11 protein-coding genes are annotated in these 13124 nt (G+C 70.8%); 2 read left to right on the forward strand and 9 right to left on the reverse strand.

From position 1 onward, the window contains the following. Nucleotides 1–8: 8 nt before the first annotated feature. The 5 genes from ITJ64_RS03445 to ITJ64_RS03465 form a co-directional block, all read right to left on the reverse strand. Complete coding sequence (locus ITJ64_RS03445) at nucleotides 9–2639, reverse strand: family 78 glycoside hydrolase catalytic domain (RefSeq protein WP_370545013.1); 2631 nt, start codon at nucleotides 2637–2639, stop codon at nucleotides 9–11. Nucleotide 2640: 1 nt separating this feature from the next. Next, a complete protein-coding gene (locus ITJ64_RS03450) occupies nucleotides 2641–3555 on the reverse strand; it encodes a carbohydrate ABC transporter permease (RefSeq protein WP_194679374.1) in 915 nt (304 codons plus the stop codon). Between the two features lie 4 nt (nucleotides 3556–3559). Next, nucleotides 3560–4444, reverse strand: a complete 885-nt coding sequence (locus tag ITJ64_RS03455; RefSeq protein WP_194679375.1) for a carbohydrate ABC transporter permease — start codon at nucleotides 4442–4444, stop codon at nucleotides 3560–3562. Between the two features lie 82 nt (nucleotides 4445–4526). Continuing rightward, nucleotides 4527–5843 (reverse strand): ABC transporter substrate-binding protein, encoded by a 1317-nt coding sequence (locus ITJ64_RS03460; protein WP_370545014.1) that lies wholly within the window; start codon nucleotides 5841–5843, stop codon nucleotides 4527–4529. 119 nt (nucleotides 5844–5962) lie between these two features. After that, nucleotides 5963–6256, reverse strand: coding sequence for a DUF4287 domain-containing protein (locus ITJ64_RS03465; RefSeq protein WP_194679376.1), 294 nt, complete (start codon nucleotides 6254–6256; stop codon nucleotides 5963–5965). A 103-nt stretch (nucleotides 6257–6359) separates the two neighbouring features. Here ITJ64_RS03465 and ITJ64_RS03470 point away from each other — a divergent pair, with 103 nt between their 5' ends. Further along, on the forward strand, nucleotides 6360–7760 hold the full coding sequence (locus tag ITJ64_RS03470; protein WP_194679377.1) for a glucose-6-phosphate dehydrogenase: 1401 nt from the start codon (nucleotides 6360–6362) through the stop codon (nucleotides 7758–7760). Nucleotides 7761–7795: 35 nt separating this feature from the next. Here ITJ64_RS03470 and ITJ64_RS03475 read toward each other — a convergent pair whose 3' ends face one another. The 4 genes from ITJ64_RS03475 to ITJ64_RS03490 are packed head-to-tail and all read right to left on the reverse strand — an operon-like array spanning nucleotide 7796 to nucleotide 11821. Further along, nucleotides 7796–8542, reverse strand: a complete 747-nt coding sequence (locus tag ITJ64_RS03475; RefSeq protein WP_194679378.1) for a creatininase family protein — start codon at nucleotides 8540–8542, stop codon at nucleotides 7796–7798. After that, complete coding sequence (locus ITJ64_RS03480; protein WP_228507636.1) at nucleotides 8539–9981, reverse strand: amidohydrolase; 1443 nt, start codon at nucleotides 9979–9981, stop codon at nucleotides 8539–8541. The genes ITJ64_RS03475 and ITJ64_RS03480 overlap by 4 nt, the downstream gene beginning before the upstream one ends. Beyond that, nucleotides 9978–10733, reverse strand: a complete 756-nt coding sequence (locus tag ITJ64_RS03485; protein WP_194679379.1) for a glutamine amidotransferase — start codon at nucleotides 10731–10733, stop codon at nucleotides 9978–9980. Before ITJ64_RS03485 ends, ITJ64_RS03480 begins: the two co-directional genes overlap by 4 nt. Next, nucleotides 10730–11821 carry a LacI family DNA-binding transcriptional regulator gene (locus ITJ64_RS03490; RefSeq protein ID WP_194679380.1) on the reverse strand — a complete coding sequence of 364 codons (1092 nt, stop codon included), beginning with the start codon at nucleotides 11819–11821 and terminating at the stop codon, nucleotides 10730–10732. The genes ITJ64_RS03485 and ITJ64_RS03490 overlap by 4 nt, the downstream gene beginning before the upstream one ends. Before the next feature lie 190 nt (nucleotides 11822–12011). On the opposite strand from ITJ64_RS03490, the gene ITJ64_RS03495 reads away from it, so the two are divergent. Next, nucleotides 12012–13052 (forward strand): BMP family protein, encoded by a 1041-nt coding sequence (locus ITJ64_RS03495; protein ID WP_194679381.1) that lies wholly within the window; start codon nucleotides 12012–12014, stop codon nucleotides 13050–13052. Nucleotides 13053–13124: the final 72 nt, after the last annotated feature.

A 13124-nucleotide genomic window follows, 5' to 3' on the forward strand; every position in this document is an offset into this window, starting at 1 on the left:
GCCCGTCGTCAGCGCCGCCAGCGGAAGGCGTGGTCGCCCGACCCCACCGCGGTGGTCGTGCCGTCGGGGAGCTCCACCGTGCCGCTCACGCCCGTGGGCAGGTGCACGAGCAGCGAGTGCTCCTCCCCCTGCACCGACCACTCGGTCGTGATCGGTCCGTAGCCCGACTCGAAACGGGCGGATGCGCGCTCGAGCGGCCCCGGACGCGGAGCGATCCGCACCGTGCGATACCCGGGCGACGTCGGCTCGATGCCCCCGATCACCCGGTGCATCCAGTCGGCGACCGAGCCGAGGGCGTAGTGGTTGAACGACGTCATGCTGCCGGGATTCACCGTCAGGTCGTCGAGCAGGCTGTCCCAGCGCTCCCAGATCGTGGTGGCCCCCTTGTCGACCATCGACAGCCACGAGGGGCTGCGGTGCTCGAGCAGCAGTGCGAACGCGGTGTCGGTGTGACCGGTGTCGGTGAGGGCATCGCTCAGCAGGTTGACGCCGGCGAAGCCCGCCCCGACCCGGTGTCCGCCGTCCCGCACCAGCCGCGCGAGAGCGTCCCCGGCTTCCTGACGGCGGGCCGGGTCGCGCAGCAGCCCGAAGCGGATGGCCAGCGCCAGCGCGGTCTGCGTCTGCTGGTCGAGCGGCCGGTCGGCGCCGCCCCACTCCGCCGTGAAGGCGTCGGCGATCTCGAGGTGCAGCCGGTGGTACCGCTCGGCGTCGGCGGTCAGCCCCAGCGCGGCGGCCGTCTGCGACAACGACTCGGCCGACCGCGCGAAGTACGCCGTGGCCACGAGGTACGGATCGGTGACGGCGAGCGCCGGATCGTCCGGCGGCGCGTTCGGGTCGAGCCAGTCACCGAGCTGCATGCCGGTGTTCCAGAGCCGCGACGGGCCGGCCAGCCGGGTCACCTGGTCGACCCAGGCCGAGGCGCTCGGGTACTGGCGGGCGATCAGCTCGCGGTCGGCGAACGCCTGCCAGAGCGCCCAGGGCGTGAGCACGGCGGCGTCGCCCCAGACGGCGGCCGGCTGGATGGGCGTCCACATGGGCGCCCCGGGGATGACCGGCACGTACCAGGGCACGGTGCCGAACCGCTCCTGCTCGGCCGAGAGATCGCGCAGCCAGCTGCTGAGCAGTCCCGAGCAGTCGTAGAGGTAGCTCGCGGTGGGCGTGAAGACCTGGATGTCGCCGGTCCAGCCGAGCCGCTCGTCGCGCTGCGGGCAGTCCATCGGGATGTCGACGAAGTTGCTGCGCATGCTCCAGCGGATGTTCTCGTGCAGCCGGTTCAGCCCCGCGTGCGAGGTGTCCAGCCAGCCGGTGCGCCGCATGTCGGAGTGGTACACGCGGCCCACGACGTCGAGCCCGTCGAGCGGGCCGTCGTAGCCCTCGATCTCGGCGTAGCGGAACCCGTGGATGGTGAACCGCGGCTCCCAGTCGATCGAGCCGGTCGAGCCGCGGTACTCGTCGACCGAGGTCGCGTCGCGCAGGGTGCGCGTGTAGAGCTCGCCGTCCTGCAGCACCTCGGCGTGCCGCAGCACGAGTCGCTCCCCCACCCCGGTGGCGGCGCGGACGCGCAGCCGCCCCGAGAAGTTCTGGCCGAAGTCGAGCACGACCGAGCCGCGCTCCGTGCGCCGTGCGGAGACCGGCACGAGCTCCTCGGTGCAGCGCACCGGTGGACCCTCGGCCGCCACGAACGTGCCGGGTGCGAACTCGGCGACCTTCGCCGGCTGCCAGTCGGTGTCGTCGAAGCTCGGCCGCGTCCACCCCTCGGGCACGAGCCTCGCGTCGAACGTCTCGCCCGTGTAGAGGCTCGATTTCACGATGGGCGACGGATGCGCGACCCAGTCGGTTCCCGTGCCGATCACCTCGACCGTCCCGTCGGCCTGCTCGATCTCGAGCTGGGCGAGCAGGGCGATGTCGGTGCCATAGATGTTCAGCGTGCCGCCGTCGAAGCCGTACCGTCCGCGCCACCAGCCGTCGGCCATCCAGGCGCCGATCGCGTTCGGGCCGGCGACCAGGTAATCGGTGACGTCGTAGACGAGGGTGCGGAGGCGGTCCTGGTAGACGGTCCAGCCGGGGGCCAGGATGTCGTCGCCGACCCGGCGCCCGTTGATCTCCAGCCCCGTCAGGCCGTGGGCCGTGACGTGGAGGCGCGCGCGACGGGGCGTCCCCGCGAGCCCGAACTCGCGGCGGAACAGCGGCGGGCGCCGGTCGTCGTCGGAGTGATCCTCGGGCCAGGGTGGCTGGATGCCGGTCGCGACCCAGTCGAGCGGATCGAGGAGACCCGCCTCGATGGTCAGCGGTGCCGACCAGTCGGAGGCGGTGCCGTCGGCGCCGGTCACGCGCACCGCCACGGTGAGGATCTCGCGCGAGAGCAGAGGGGCAGCCGGCCAGGGCACGAGCAGCTGCTCGGCGGAGTCCACGGCGAACCGCTCCTCGCCCACACCCTCGCGCCGCACGCTCAACTCGTAGCCGTGCTGGCTCCAGGCGGGCGCCGCCTCGGTCTGCCAGCTCAGGCGGGGAACGGCCGTGCCGAGGCCGACCGGCACGTCGAGGTGCTCGGCCGAGAGGCGGATGACCACGGGTGCGGTCGGCGGGTGGGCGCGGTCGAGCATCCGGGCCCCCGCGGGGGAATCGTCGAGGCGGGTCACGTCAGCCCTTCACGGAGCCGGCGGTCAGGCCGCGCATGACCCGCTGGTTCAGGAACAGGTAGAGCACGAGGATGCCGACCACGTTGATGCAGATCGCCGCGAAGGTCGGGCCGTACTGCACCTGGCCGAACTGGCCGGTGAAGTTGAGCAGGCCCACCTGGATGGTCTGGAAGTCGCCGACGCTCGTGAAGGTCAGCGCGATCAGCAGGTCGTTCCAGATGAAGAAGAACTGCACGAGGGCGACCGTGAACACGGCGTTCCGCACCATCGGGAAGGCGATGGAGAGGAACGAGCGGTAGATGCTCGCCCCGTCGATCGCGGCGGCCTCGAAGATCTCGCGCGGCACGGCGCGGAAGTAGGTGGCCATCATGAACACGGTCAGGGGCAGACCCGTGGCCGTGTAGGTCAGGATGAGCGGCCAGATCGTTCCCGTGAGGTGGGTCTGGAAGTAGGCCGAGAACAGCGGCAGCAGGATCATCTGGCCGGGCACCATGATGCCGGCGAGGAAGAGCAGCAGCACCCCGCCACGCCCCTTCCAGACCAGCACCTCGAGGGCGAAGCCGGCGGCGACTCCTAGCACGACGATCAGCGCGAGCGACGGGAAGGTGGCCAGCGCGCTGTTCAGGATGTACCGGCCGATGTCGCCGTCGACCCAGGCGACCTGGTAGTTCTCGAAGTTGAGGAAGTTCTCGGGCAGGGCCCACGAGGGGCTGTTCAGCCACTCGGTCTGGGTCTTCAGCGACCCCAGCAGCAGCCAGATCAGGGGCAGCACGGTGATGGCGAGGAGGAACCCGATGACGAGAGTCTTCAGGGCGATGCTGCCGGCTCGGCGGGGGGTCATCCGGCGACGGATGCGCAGCGGACGTCCCGGCTTCACGGGCGCCGGACGGCCGGGGGCGGATGCGGTGGTGGTCATGGGATCAGCCCTTGGTCAGGTCACGTCGTGACGAGCGGAAGATGAAGACCGTGACGAGCAGGCAGATCACGGTGAGCAGCAGCGCGATGGTGCTGCCGTAGCCGTAGTCGCCGTAGCTGAAGGCCGTGCGGAACATCAGCAGGGTCAACGGGGTGGTCGAGGATCCGGGCCCGCCGTTCGTCAGGGCGAGCACCGAGTCGAAGACCTTGAGCGTGCCGTTGATGCTGAAGATGATCGAGGACAGCAGCACGGGCAGCGACATGGGGATGACGATGCGGCGGATCAGCGTCCAGCCGCCGGCCCCGTCGAGGCGAGCGGACTCCATCACCTCCTCGGGGATGTCGAGGAGACCGGCGTACAGGAGCACCGCGTAGAAGCCCATCGAGCGCCAGATGTCCATGATCACGAGCACCAGGAACGCGGTGTCGGGCGAGCCGAACCAGTCGACCGAGGGCAGCCCGAAGAAGTTGATGAACTCGTTGACGATGCCGTTCTGCGGGGCGACCTCGAACATCTTCTGGAACAGGAGCGAGACCGCGACCGTGGGCAGCACGATGGGGAAGAAGACCAGCGTGCGCACGAGGCTCGAGGCCTTGCGCAGCCAGAAGACGTAGAGCAGTGAGAGGGCGTAGCCCACCAGCACCTGGCCGACGGTGAGGATCACGGCGTACTTCAGCGTGAACAGCAGCGCCTCGCCGACCTTGGGGTCGCTGAAGAGCTTCGCGAAGTTGTCGAAGCCGGAGAACTCGAAGCCGGTGATCACACTGCCGGTGAACAGCGTGTAACCGAGCGACCAGAGCACCGGCACGAGCATGATCACGGTGTAGATCAGCAGTGCCGGGCCGACGAAGACGAGCACGGCGCGCTTGTTGCCGAAGACGTTGTTCATGGTGGGCCTTCTGGGTGAGGGCGGCGGAGCAGGGCTCGCTCCGCCGCCGGGTGGAACGACCGGGCAGGGCCCGGTCAGCGGGTCAGTTGCCGAGGTCGGCCTGCACCAGCTCCATGAACTGCTCGGGGGTGATGGCGCCCGTGACGAGCTGCGCCGCGTTGGTCTGGCTGGTCGTGGTGGCCTGCGCGTCGAACAGCGCCTCGAACCAGAGCACGCTGTCGCTGGACTGGTCGATGGTGGTCTGCAGCTCGGCGGTCAGCGGCGGCACCTCGACGGCGTCGTCGTTCACGGTGAAGCCGCTCAGCACACCCTGGTCGCCCAGGGAGGCGGCGCCGTAGTTGTCGGCGATGCAGCTGAGCCACGCCCCGACCTTGTCGTTGTAGGCCTTCTTCGACACCGCGATCGGCACACCGACGTTCGCGGCGAGCTGGGCGTTCGAGCCCTCGCCGCCGGCGACGTCGGGGAACGCCACGAAGCCGATGTTCTCGGCGCCGATCTCGTTCGTGTCGGCGTTGAAGGCGCTGAGCGCCCAGCTGCCCATGTAGAGGAAGGCGGCCTTGCCGGTGGTGAAGGTGTTCAGCGAGGTGTCGTAGTCGATCGATCCGACGCCCTCGCCGAAGTAGCCCTCGGAGCCGAGCTCGGCCACGGCGGCGGCGGCCTCGACGTACTCGGGGTCGGTGAGCTTCGCGTCGCCGTCGGCGACCTTCTGCAGAGCATCCGGCCCGATCGTGCGGAACAGGTAGTTGCCGACGAGGCGGGTGAGGGGCCAGCCCTGCTCGCCCGAGGCCGAGAACGGCTGCACGCCGGCGGACTTCAGGGTCGCAGCGGCGTCGGTCAGCTCGTCCCACGTGGTGGGCGGGGTGATGCCGTTCTGCTCGAGGATCTGCTTGTTGTACCAGAGGCCCTCGACGTTGAACTCGGTCGGCAGCGCGATCACCGAGCCGTAGAGGCTCTCGATGGTCGAGGTGGCAGCGGGGAGGAGGTCGTCGGAGACACCCAGGTCGTCGAAGGTGCTCTGGATGTCGAGCAGCTGGCCGTTGTCGTTCAGGTCCTTCGCGAGCTGCGGGGTGTTGCCGGCCGCGAAGATCGTGGGCAGGGCGTCCTGACCGGCGAGCAGCTGGAGCTGCTGGTCGAAGCTCGCCTGCGGCTGGTTGGTGATCTTCAGCGGCAGGGCGTCGTTCTCGGCCTTGCAGGCGCCGGTGCTGAGCGAGGTGAGGATGTCGGCCACCGCGGTGTTCTCGGTGAGGGACAGGTAGGTGAACTCCGAGGCTCCGTCGCCGGAACCCTCCGAGCCTCCGCCTCCCGCCGAGCATCCCGTCAGGACCAGGGCGCCGGCACCGGCCAGCGCGACCATGGGGACGAGGGAGCGGCGGAGACGAGCGGTGCGTGCTGTGGTCACAATTCCTCCTTGAAGTGCGAGCCTTCGTTATTGAAGCGCTTCAAGTGACCACCATAAGAACGCGGGAGGTCGCTGTCAAGCGTGATCTGTTCGCGGTGTAACGATTCAACCCGGCCGGGTCAGTAGCCCTCGGGCTTCGTCGCGACGCCGTCGAGCCAGAGGCGGTCGTTCGGGTCGCTGTGGGCGGTGCCCGTGCCGACGTGCCTCGAGGAGATGCGGTCGCCCTTGGTGATGACGTGCACCATCGCCATGCCGTGGCCGCGCCCGAGACCGTAGTCGTCGGCGAGCCAGGCGAGGATCGGGCCGGCCTTGGTGTCGGGGCCGAAGCCGCGGTCGGTCGCGAGGGCGACGAGCTGGCGCGGGGTGAGGCCGGTCTTCTTCTCGACGGTGTCGAGGTAGGCCTGGAACGACATGGGTCCTCCTTGGTGGTCGCCCCCAGTGTGCCGCACGCCGCTCGGTCCCGGGTAGGGTCGCGCTCGGGGCGGCTGCACGAGCCGCGTCAGCGAGGAGACAGCCATGTCGGACCAGCCCGGAATCCCCGACGCCGAGTCGCTCGGCCGCGAGCCGAGGAGCATCGCCATCCTCGGTGCCGGTGGCGACCTCACCGAGCGGCTGCTGCTGCCCGGGCTGGGGAAGGTCGCCGAGCTGGCCGGCGGGCTCGAGCTCACCCTGATCGGCGCCGCCCGCACCCCGCAGAGCGACGAGGAGTGGCAGGGCCTCGTGCGCCGCAGTCTCGAGGCGGCGGAGATCGCGCCGGCCACCGTCGACGCACTCGCGAAGGCGGCGCGCTTCGTCGCCACCGACGCCTCCGACCCCGCCGAGCTGAAGACCCTGCTCGACGCCTGCCCGTCCTCCCCCGTGCTCTACGTGGCCCTGCCGCCCGCGATGGGGCACGCCGTCGCCGAGTCGCTGGGTCAGATCGAGCTGCCCGACGACCTCGTCGTGGCGATCGAGAAGCCGTTCGGCGAGAACCTCGACGACGCCCGCGCACTGAACGAGGCGCTGGCCGCCGTCATCTCCGAGGACCGGCTCTGGCGCATCGACCACTTCCTCGGCAACGCGACCGTGCTCGGCATGCTGGGCCTGCGCTTCGGCAACCGGCTGCTCGAGTCGGGCTGGAGCGCCGACGAGATCGAGAAGGTCGAGATCGTCTTCGACGAGGAGCTCGGGCTCGAGGGCCGGGCCGCGTTCTACGACTCCACCGGCGCCCTGCGCGACATGCTGCAGAGCCACCTGCTGATGGTGCTGGCGCTGACCACGCTCGAGCGGCCCGACCGCATCACGGCCGACGACGTGCACGACCGGATGGCCGAGGTGCTCGGCGCCGTGCGGCTCTGGCGCGACGACCCGCACACCGCCCGCCGCGCCCGCTACACCGAGGGACGCGTCGACGGCCGGTTCTTCCCCTCGTACGTCGACGAGGACGACGTCGATCCCGCCAACGGCATCGAGACCCTCGCACAGCTGCTGCTGCAGGTCGACACCCCGCGCTGGGAGGGCGTGCCGTTCGTGCTGCGCTCGGGCAAGGCGATCGGCTCGCCGCGCGCCGAGGTCGCGGTGCACTTCCGGCCGTCCTCGCCGCCCGAGGGGCTCGGCGGCGCCGATGCCGGTGCGGGAACGGTGCTGCGGATGTCCCTGCTGAACGGCGACGTCGACCTCGACCTGTTCGTGAACAGCGCCGACGACACCGATCGGCTCGAACGCGTGCAGCTCGAGGCGCGGCCCGGGGAGGCCGAGCTCGATGCCTACGGGCAGGTGCTGGCGGGCATCCTGGCGCACGACCGGCTGCTGTCGGTGCGGGGCGACATCGCCGAGCAGTGCTGGCGCATCGTCACGCCGGTGCTGAACGCGTGGGCAGCGGGCGAGACGCCGCTCGAGGAGTACGAGGCGGGGAGCGCGGGGCCGGCCGACTGGTGAGCGCCCCGGCTCGGTGAGCTCGGCGGCCGCACCGCTCAGCGCGGGGGCAGCCCCGCGATGAAGTCGGCCAGCACGGCGAGCGACCCCTCGACGGTGGCCGCGAGGATGTGCTCGCCCTTGGCCGCGGTCGCGTGCGACGGGTCGCCGAAGACGCCCGAGGGCGAGAACGGGTGCAGCTGCATCGGTCGCGTGCCGAAGTCGCTCGGGAAGCTCGGGTACTCGGCCGCGTAGCGCTCCGGATGCACGTGCCCCGGTTCGAGGGCCAGCATGATCGACGTCTCGACCTCCTCGGCGTGATTCAGGCCCGGGGCGGCACCGCGGCTCGTGCGCACCTCGGCGACGGCCTCGTCCATGCCCGGGTAGTCGAGCGCGAGAGCGGGCAGGATGCGCTCGGCGTTCAACCGGCGCACGGCCGCGTAGAGCGGCTGCCGGTTGCCCCAGTCCCCGTTCACGACGATCAATGCTCGGGCGCCCGACGCCGCGAGCGAGCGTCCGATGTCGATGGCGATCGCCGTGACAGTCTCGGGCGAGAGGGACACGGTGCCGGGGTAGCCGGCGTTGTTCCAGGTGTCGCCGTAGTGGATCGGCGGCAGCAGCAGGGCGTCGAGCCGGTCGGCGAGGCGCTCGGCGACCGCGACGGCGGTGGCCGTGTCGGTGCCGAGCGGGAGGTGCGGGCCGTGCTGCTCGAGCGCGCCGAAGGGCAGCAGCGCGAGCCCGTCGCCGTGGGCGAGGTGGCTCGCCACGTCGGTCCAGGGCGTGGAGTAGGCATCGACGCGGGTCACGGCGCGTAGTCCTGGATCGTGCCGCGCGAGCGGTCGGTCAGCTCGGGCAGGCGGCGGTTGAGCTCGGCGATGGTGTCGGCGAGGTCCATCGTCACGAGCCGGCCATGCTCGACCACGATCCGGCCGTCGACGAGCACGGTCGTGACGTCGCTCGACTTGACGCTGAGCACCAGGGTCGCCGCCAGGTCGTGCATCGGCTGCAGGTGCGGCTTCTGCAGGTCGATCAGCACCACGTCGGCCTTGAAGCCCGGCGCGAGAACCCCGAGCGAGTCCTGCAGGCCGAAGGCGGCCGCGCTCTGCCGGGTGGCGAGGTCGAGCGCGTGCGCCGAGGTCAGCCAGGTGGCGTCGAGGTGGTCGTCCTTCTGCTTCAGCGACATCATCCGCATGCTCTCCAGCACGTCGAGCGTGTTGTGCGAGGCCGGACCGTCGGTGCCGATCCCCACGGTGACTCCGGCGTCGTGCAGCATCCGCACCGGTGTCGTCGTGTGCGCGTGCTTCATGTAGACCTTGGTGCAGGACGCGACGGCGACGCGGTCGGCGTACGGCACCAGCCACTCGAGGTCGCTCTCGACGATGCCCGCGCCGTGCGCGATGATCGCACCCGTCTCGAGGATGCCGGTGTCGTGCAGCACCTGAACCGGCGTGCGGCCGTGCCGCTCGAGGCTCGATTCGGTCTGGTTCATGCTCTCGGCGGCATGGATGTGCGTGCGCACCCCGAGGCGCCGGGCCTGCTCGGCCGTGGCCTCCAGGTCGGCGTCGGCCACCGTGTAGGTGGCGTGCGGCCCGAGGGCGGTCGTGATCCGCCCGCCGGCCGCGCCGTTCCAGCGTTCGGCGAAGGCCGCCGAGCGCTCCAGCCCCTCGGCTCCCTGCGACGAGAAGAAGGTCGACGCGAGGTGCCCGCGGGCGCCGCTCTCGGCCACGACCTCGGCGATGCGGTCGGTGAAGAAGTAGTGGTCGGCGAAGTTCGTCACCCCGGCGAGCAGCATCTCGCCCACGGCGAGCCGGGCGCCGAGCGTCACGTCGCGCTCGGTGAGGTTCACCTCCATCGGCCAGATGTGCTTGTTGAACCAGTCCTTGATCGGCACGTCCTCGGCCGAACCGCGGAACATGGTCATCGGCGAGTGCGTGTGCGAGTTCAGCAGGCCCGGAATCGCGACCTGCCCGGTGCCGTCGATGACGGTCGCCTGGGCGAGCAGGGCGGCGTCGACCTCGGCGGCCGGCCGGATCCAGGCGATCACCCCGGAGCGGATGCCGATCGCATGCCCCTCGAGGAATGTGGCGACTCCGCGGGCGGCCGTGTCCTCGCGCGGGAGCTCGGGGTAGCCGGGCGCGGGGCGGGTCGTGCCCGCCAGCACCGTCACCGGCGTGATGATCGTGTCGACGGTGTCGGAGCCGTCGGCCAGCGTGACCGAGTCGGCGTGCATCCGCTCGTCGCTCATGCCGCCGCCTCCCCGGCGAGCCAGCGCGTCAGCTGGTCGAACAGCGTGGTGTAGCCCGGCCACTGCACGAAGCCGGGCGGCGCCCAGTGCGGCGCGATGTCCGAGGTGAACGCGGCGGTGCGGCCCTTGCCGTACTCCCCGACGACGAGCAGCGGATGCCCGGCGCAGCGTGCGAGCTCGATCGACCCCTCGCGCACCGTCACCTCGTTCAGCCCGAGCAGCGCCGGCCACTCGCCCTCGAGGCCCGCCGTCACCGGATGGGCGACCACCGTCGACGGCGCTGCCCCCGACGGCAGCTCGACCCGGTCGTCGCGATCGAGCACGCCGACCGGCAGCACCTCGGCGAGCGCGGTGCGCCCCCATCGGGCCTTGGCGTCGATGCCCGAGAAAGTCATGTAGCCGCCCGCCATCAGCAGTCCGCCACCGAGCTCGGCGAAGCGCCGCAACACCTCGATCAGGTCGACCGCCGTCTCGGAGCGGCCGAACGTGGCGGGAGGCAGCTGGAAGGTGTTCGCCCCGACGTCGGAGAGCACGACAACATCGGCGATCGACCACAGCTCCTCGGCCGTCGTCGGCAGGGCATCCGTGATCTCGTGGCACGGCAGGTGCGTCACCTCGTGGCCCGCCTCGCGCAGGGCGGCGGTGAACTCGGCGCCGCCGAGCGTGAACTCGGAGGTGGTGAAGGAGTCGAAGCCCTTCTGGTGGATCGAGTGCACGAACCACGATTCGCCGAGCAGCAGGATGCGGGTCACGGGGTCTCCTTCGGGTCGGGGATGACGGCGGGGGCGGCGGCGGCCGCGGCGGGCGCGGGAGCCGGACCGGGGTGCTCGCGGGTCGAATGACCCGGCACCAGCTGAGGGGCCAGGCTGACCCGGCGCGCGATGCGCTCGCCGACGGGCTCCCGCCGGCGCTGCTGGGCGTCGAGCAGCAGGCGCACGGCCTCCCGCCCCATCTCGGGCCACGGATGCCGCAGGGTCGTGACCGTCAGGTCTTCGCGACCGGGCGCGAGATCGAGCAGGCTGACGACCTGCACCCGGCCGGGAACCGTGATGCCGCGCATCCGGAGCACGGCCAGCACGCCGGCGGCCACGTCGTCGTTGGCGCAGATGATCGCGTCGGGCAGGGCACCCGGTCCGGCCGCGACCAGGCGCTCGGCCGCGCGGATGCCGCCGTCGAGCACCGCCGGGGTGAAGGGGGCGACGTCCACGGCCGCCGCGCCCTCGGCGGCGCCGCGCAGGGCCCGGATGCGGCGGGCGTCGGCGGGAGCATCCGGATCCAGGCCGACGACGAGCAGGCGCCGGGCCTCCCGCTCGACGAGGTGGGCGATGAGCATGGCGGTCGCGCGGTCCTCGTCGAGGCCGACCGAGTCGGAGCGGTCGGTGATGACGAAGCGGCCGACCTGCACGATCGGCACCGGACCGGCGGCCTCGATCGACTCCTGGCTCGCCTCGAGCGAGGAGGGGCAGATGATGATGCCGTCGACGCGGCGGGCCATCAGCGACTCGACGTTGCCGACGTCGTGCAGCGCGTCGGGCTCGGAGTAGCGCAGCACGAGCGAGAGGTCGTTGCGCTCGAGGCCGTCGCTGACCGACTCGATCAGGGCTGAGAGGAAGCCGGTCGTGTAGCGGGGCAGCACCAGTCCGACGGTCTCGGTGCGCTGCAAGCGCAGGGCGCTGGCGACGGCGTTGCGGCGGTACCCGAGCTCGCGGCTGGCGTCGCGCACCTTGCGGTGGAGGGTATCGCTCACGGGCCGCGCCCCGGTGAGCGCCCGCGAGGCCGTAGCCACGCTGACGCCGGCGCGGGCGGCCACGTCGGCGAGCGTCGGCTCAGGGGTCTGCATGCCGACAGCATAGGCTCTCCCGGGCACCGGGGCAGGCAAATTCTGGCAAACGATTACAGCACCTTGCCGACGTTAAACATGCTAGAAACATTCGAGAAATGCGGTCGCAACGGCGCGGGCGAACACTGAGTCTCGCACCGGTTTCCCGTCCCCCACCCGACATTTCTGCAAACGATTTCCAAGGAGCCCCATGACGATCTCGCGCAAGGCCGCCGCCCTCGGCGCCACCGCCCTCACCGCCGCGCTGCTGCTCTCGGCCTGCTCGGGCAAGACCGCCACGGTGCAGCCGAGCGCCGACGCCGACCAGCCGAAGATCGCGATGCTCTACGGCACGACCGGCGACTTCTCGTTCATGGACAGCGCCTACAAGGGCTTCACCGACGCCCAGTCGGAGTTCTCGTTCACCCCGCTGGACTTCTCGAGCCCGAACACCGACGACTACCAGGACCGCCTCGACCTCGCGATCTCGCAGGGCGCCGGTCTCGCGATCGGCATCGGCTTCCAGTACGCGACGCCGATGGAGCAGACCACCGAGCACCCCGACACGCAGTTCGTGGCCGTCGACATCGACAAGGGCACCTCGATCCCCGACGTGACCACCATCTCGTTCGCGGCCGAGCAGTCCTCCTACCTCGTCGGCGTGGCCGCGGCGCTCACCTCGAAGACCGGGCACATCGGCTTCATCGGCGGGGTCGACCAGCCGAGCATCCAGAACTTCTTCGTGGGCTACGAGGCCGGTGCGAAGTCGGTGAACCCGTCGATCACGGTCGACACCACGTACCTCTCGCCGCTCGGCGACTTCACCGGCTTCTCCGACCCCACCAAGGGCAAGGAGGCCGCCGCCTCGATGTACTCCGGCGGCGCCGACGTCATCTACGCCGCCGCGGGCGGGTCGGGCCAGGGCGTCTACGAGCAGGCCGCGGCCTCGTCGACGGATGCGCAGAAGAACTGGGCCATCGGTGTCGACGGCGACGTCTACAACCAGGTGGACGAGTCGATCAAGCCGTTCATCCTCACCTCGGCGATCAAGAACGTGAACGTCGCGGTCGAGGACTCGATCAAGTCGTTCCTCGACGGCAGCCTCGAGGCCGGCGAGCAGGACTTCGACCTCTCGAACGACGGCGTCGGTTACTCCACAAGCGGCGATTTCCTCGATGCCTACACAGATCAGCTCGAGAAGGCCAAGCAGGACATCATCGACGGCACCATCGAGGTGCCGAGCGCGGTCTGATCCGCGCCCCCACACGGCGCCCGGTCGCCGGCGGCCCCACACCGCCGGCGGTCGGGCGCTTCCACTCCCCTC

It is taken from the genome of Herbiconiux sp. VKM Ac-1786 (genome assembly GCF_015350805.1).
Lineage (GTDB): Bacteria > Actinomycetota > Actinomycetes > Actinomycetales > Microbacteriaceae > Herbiconiux.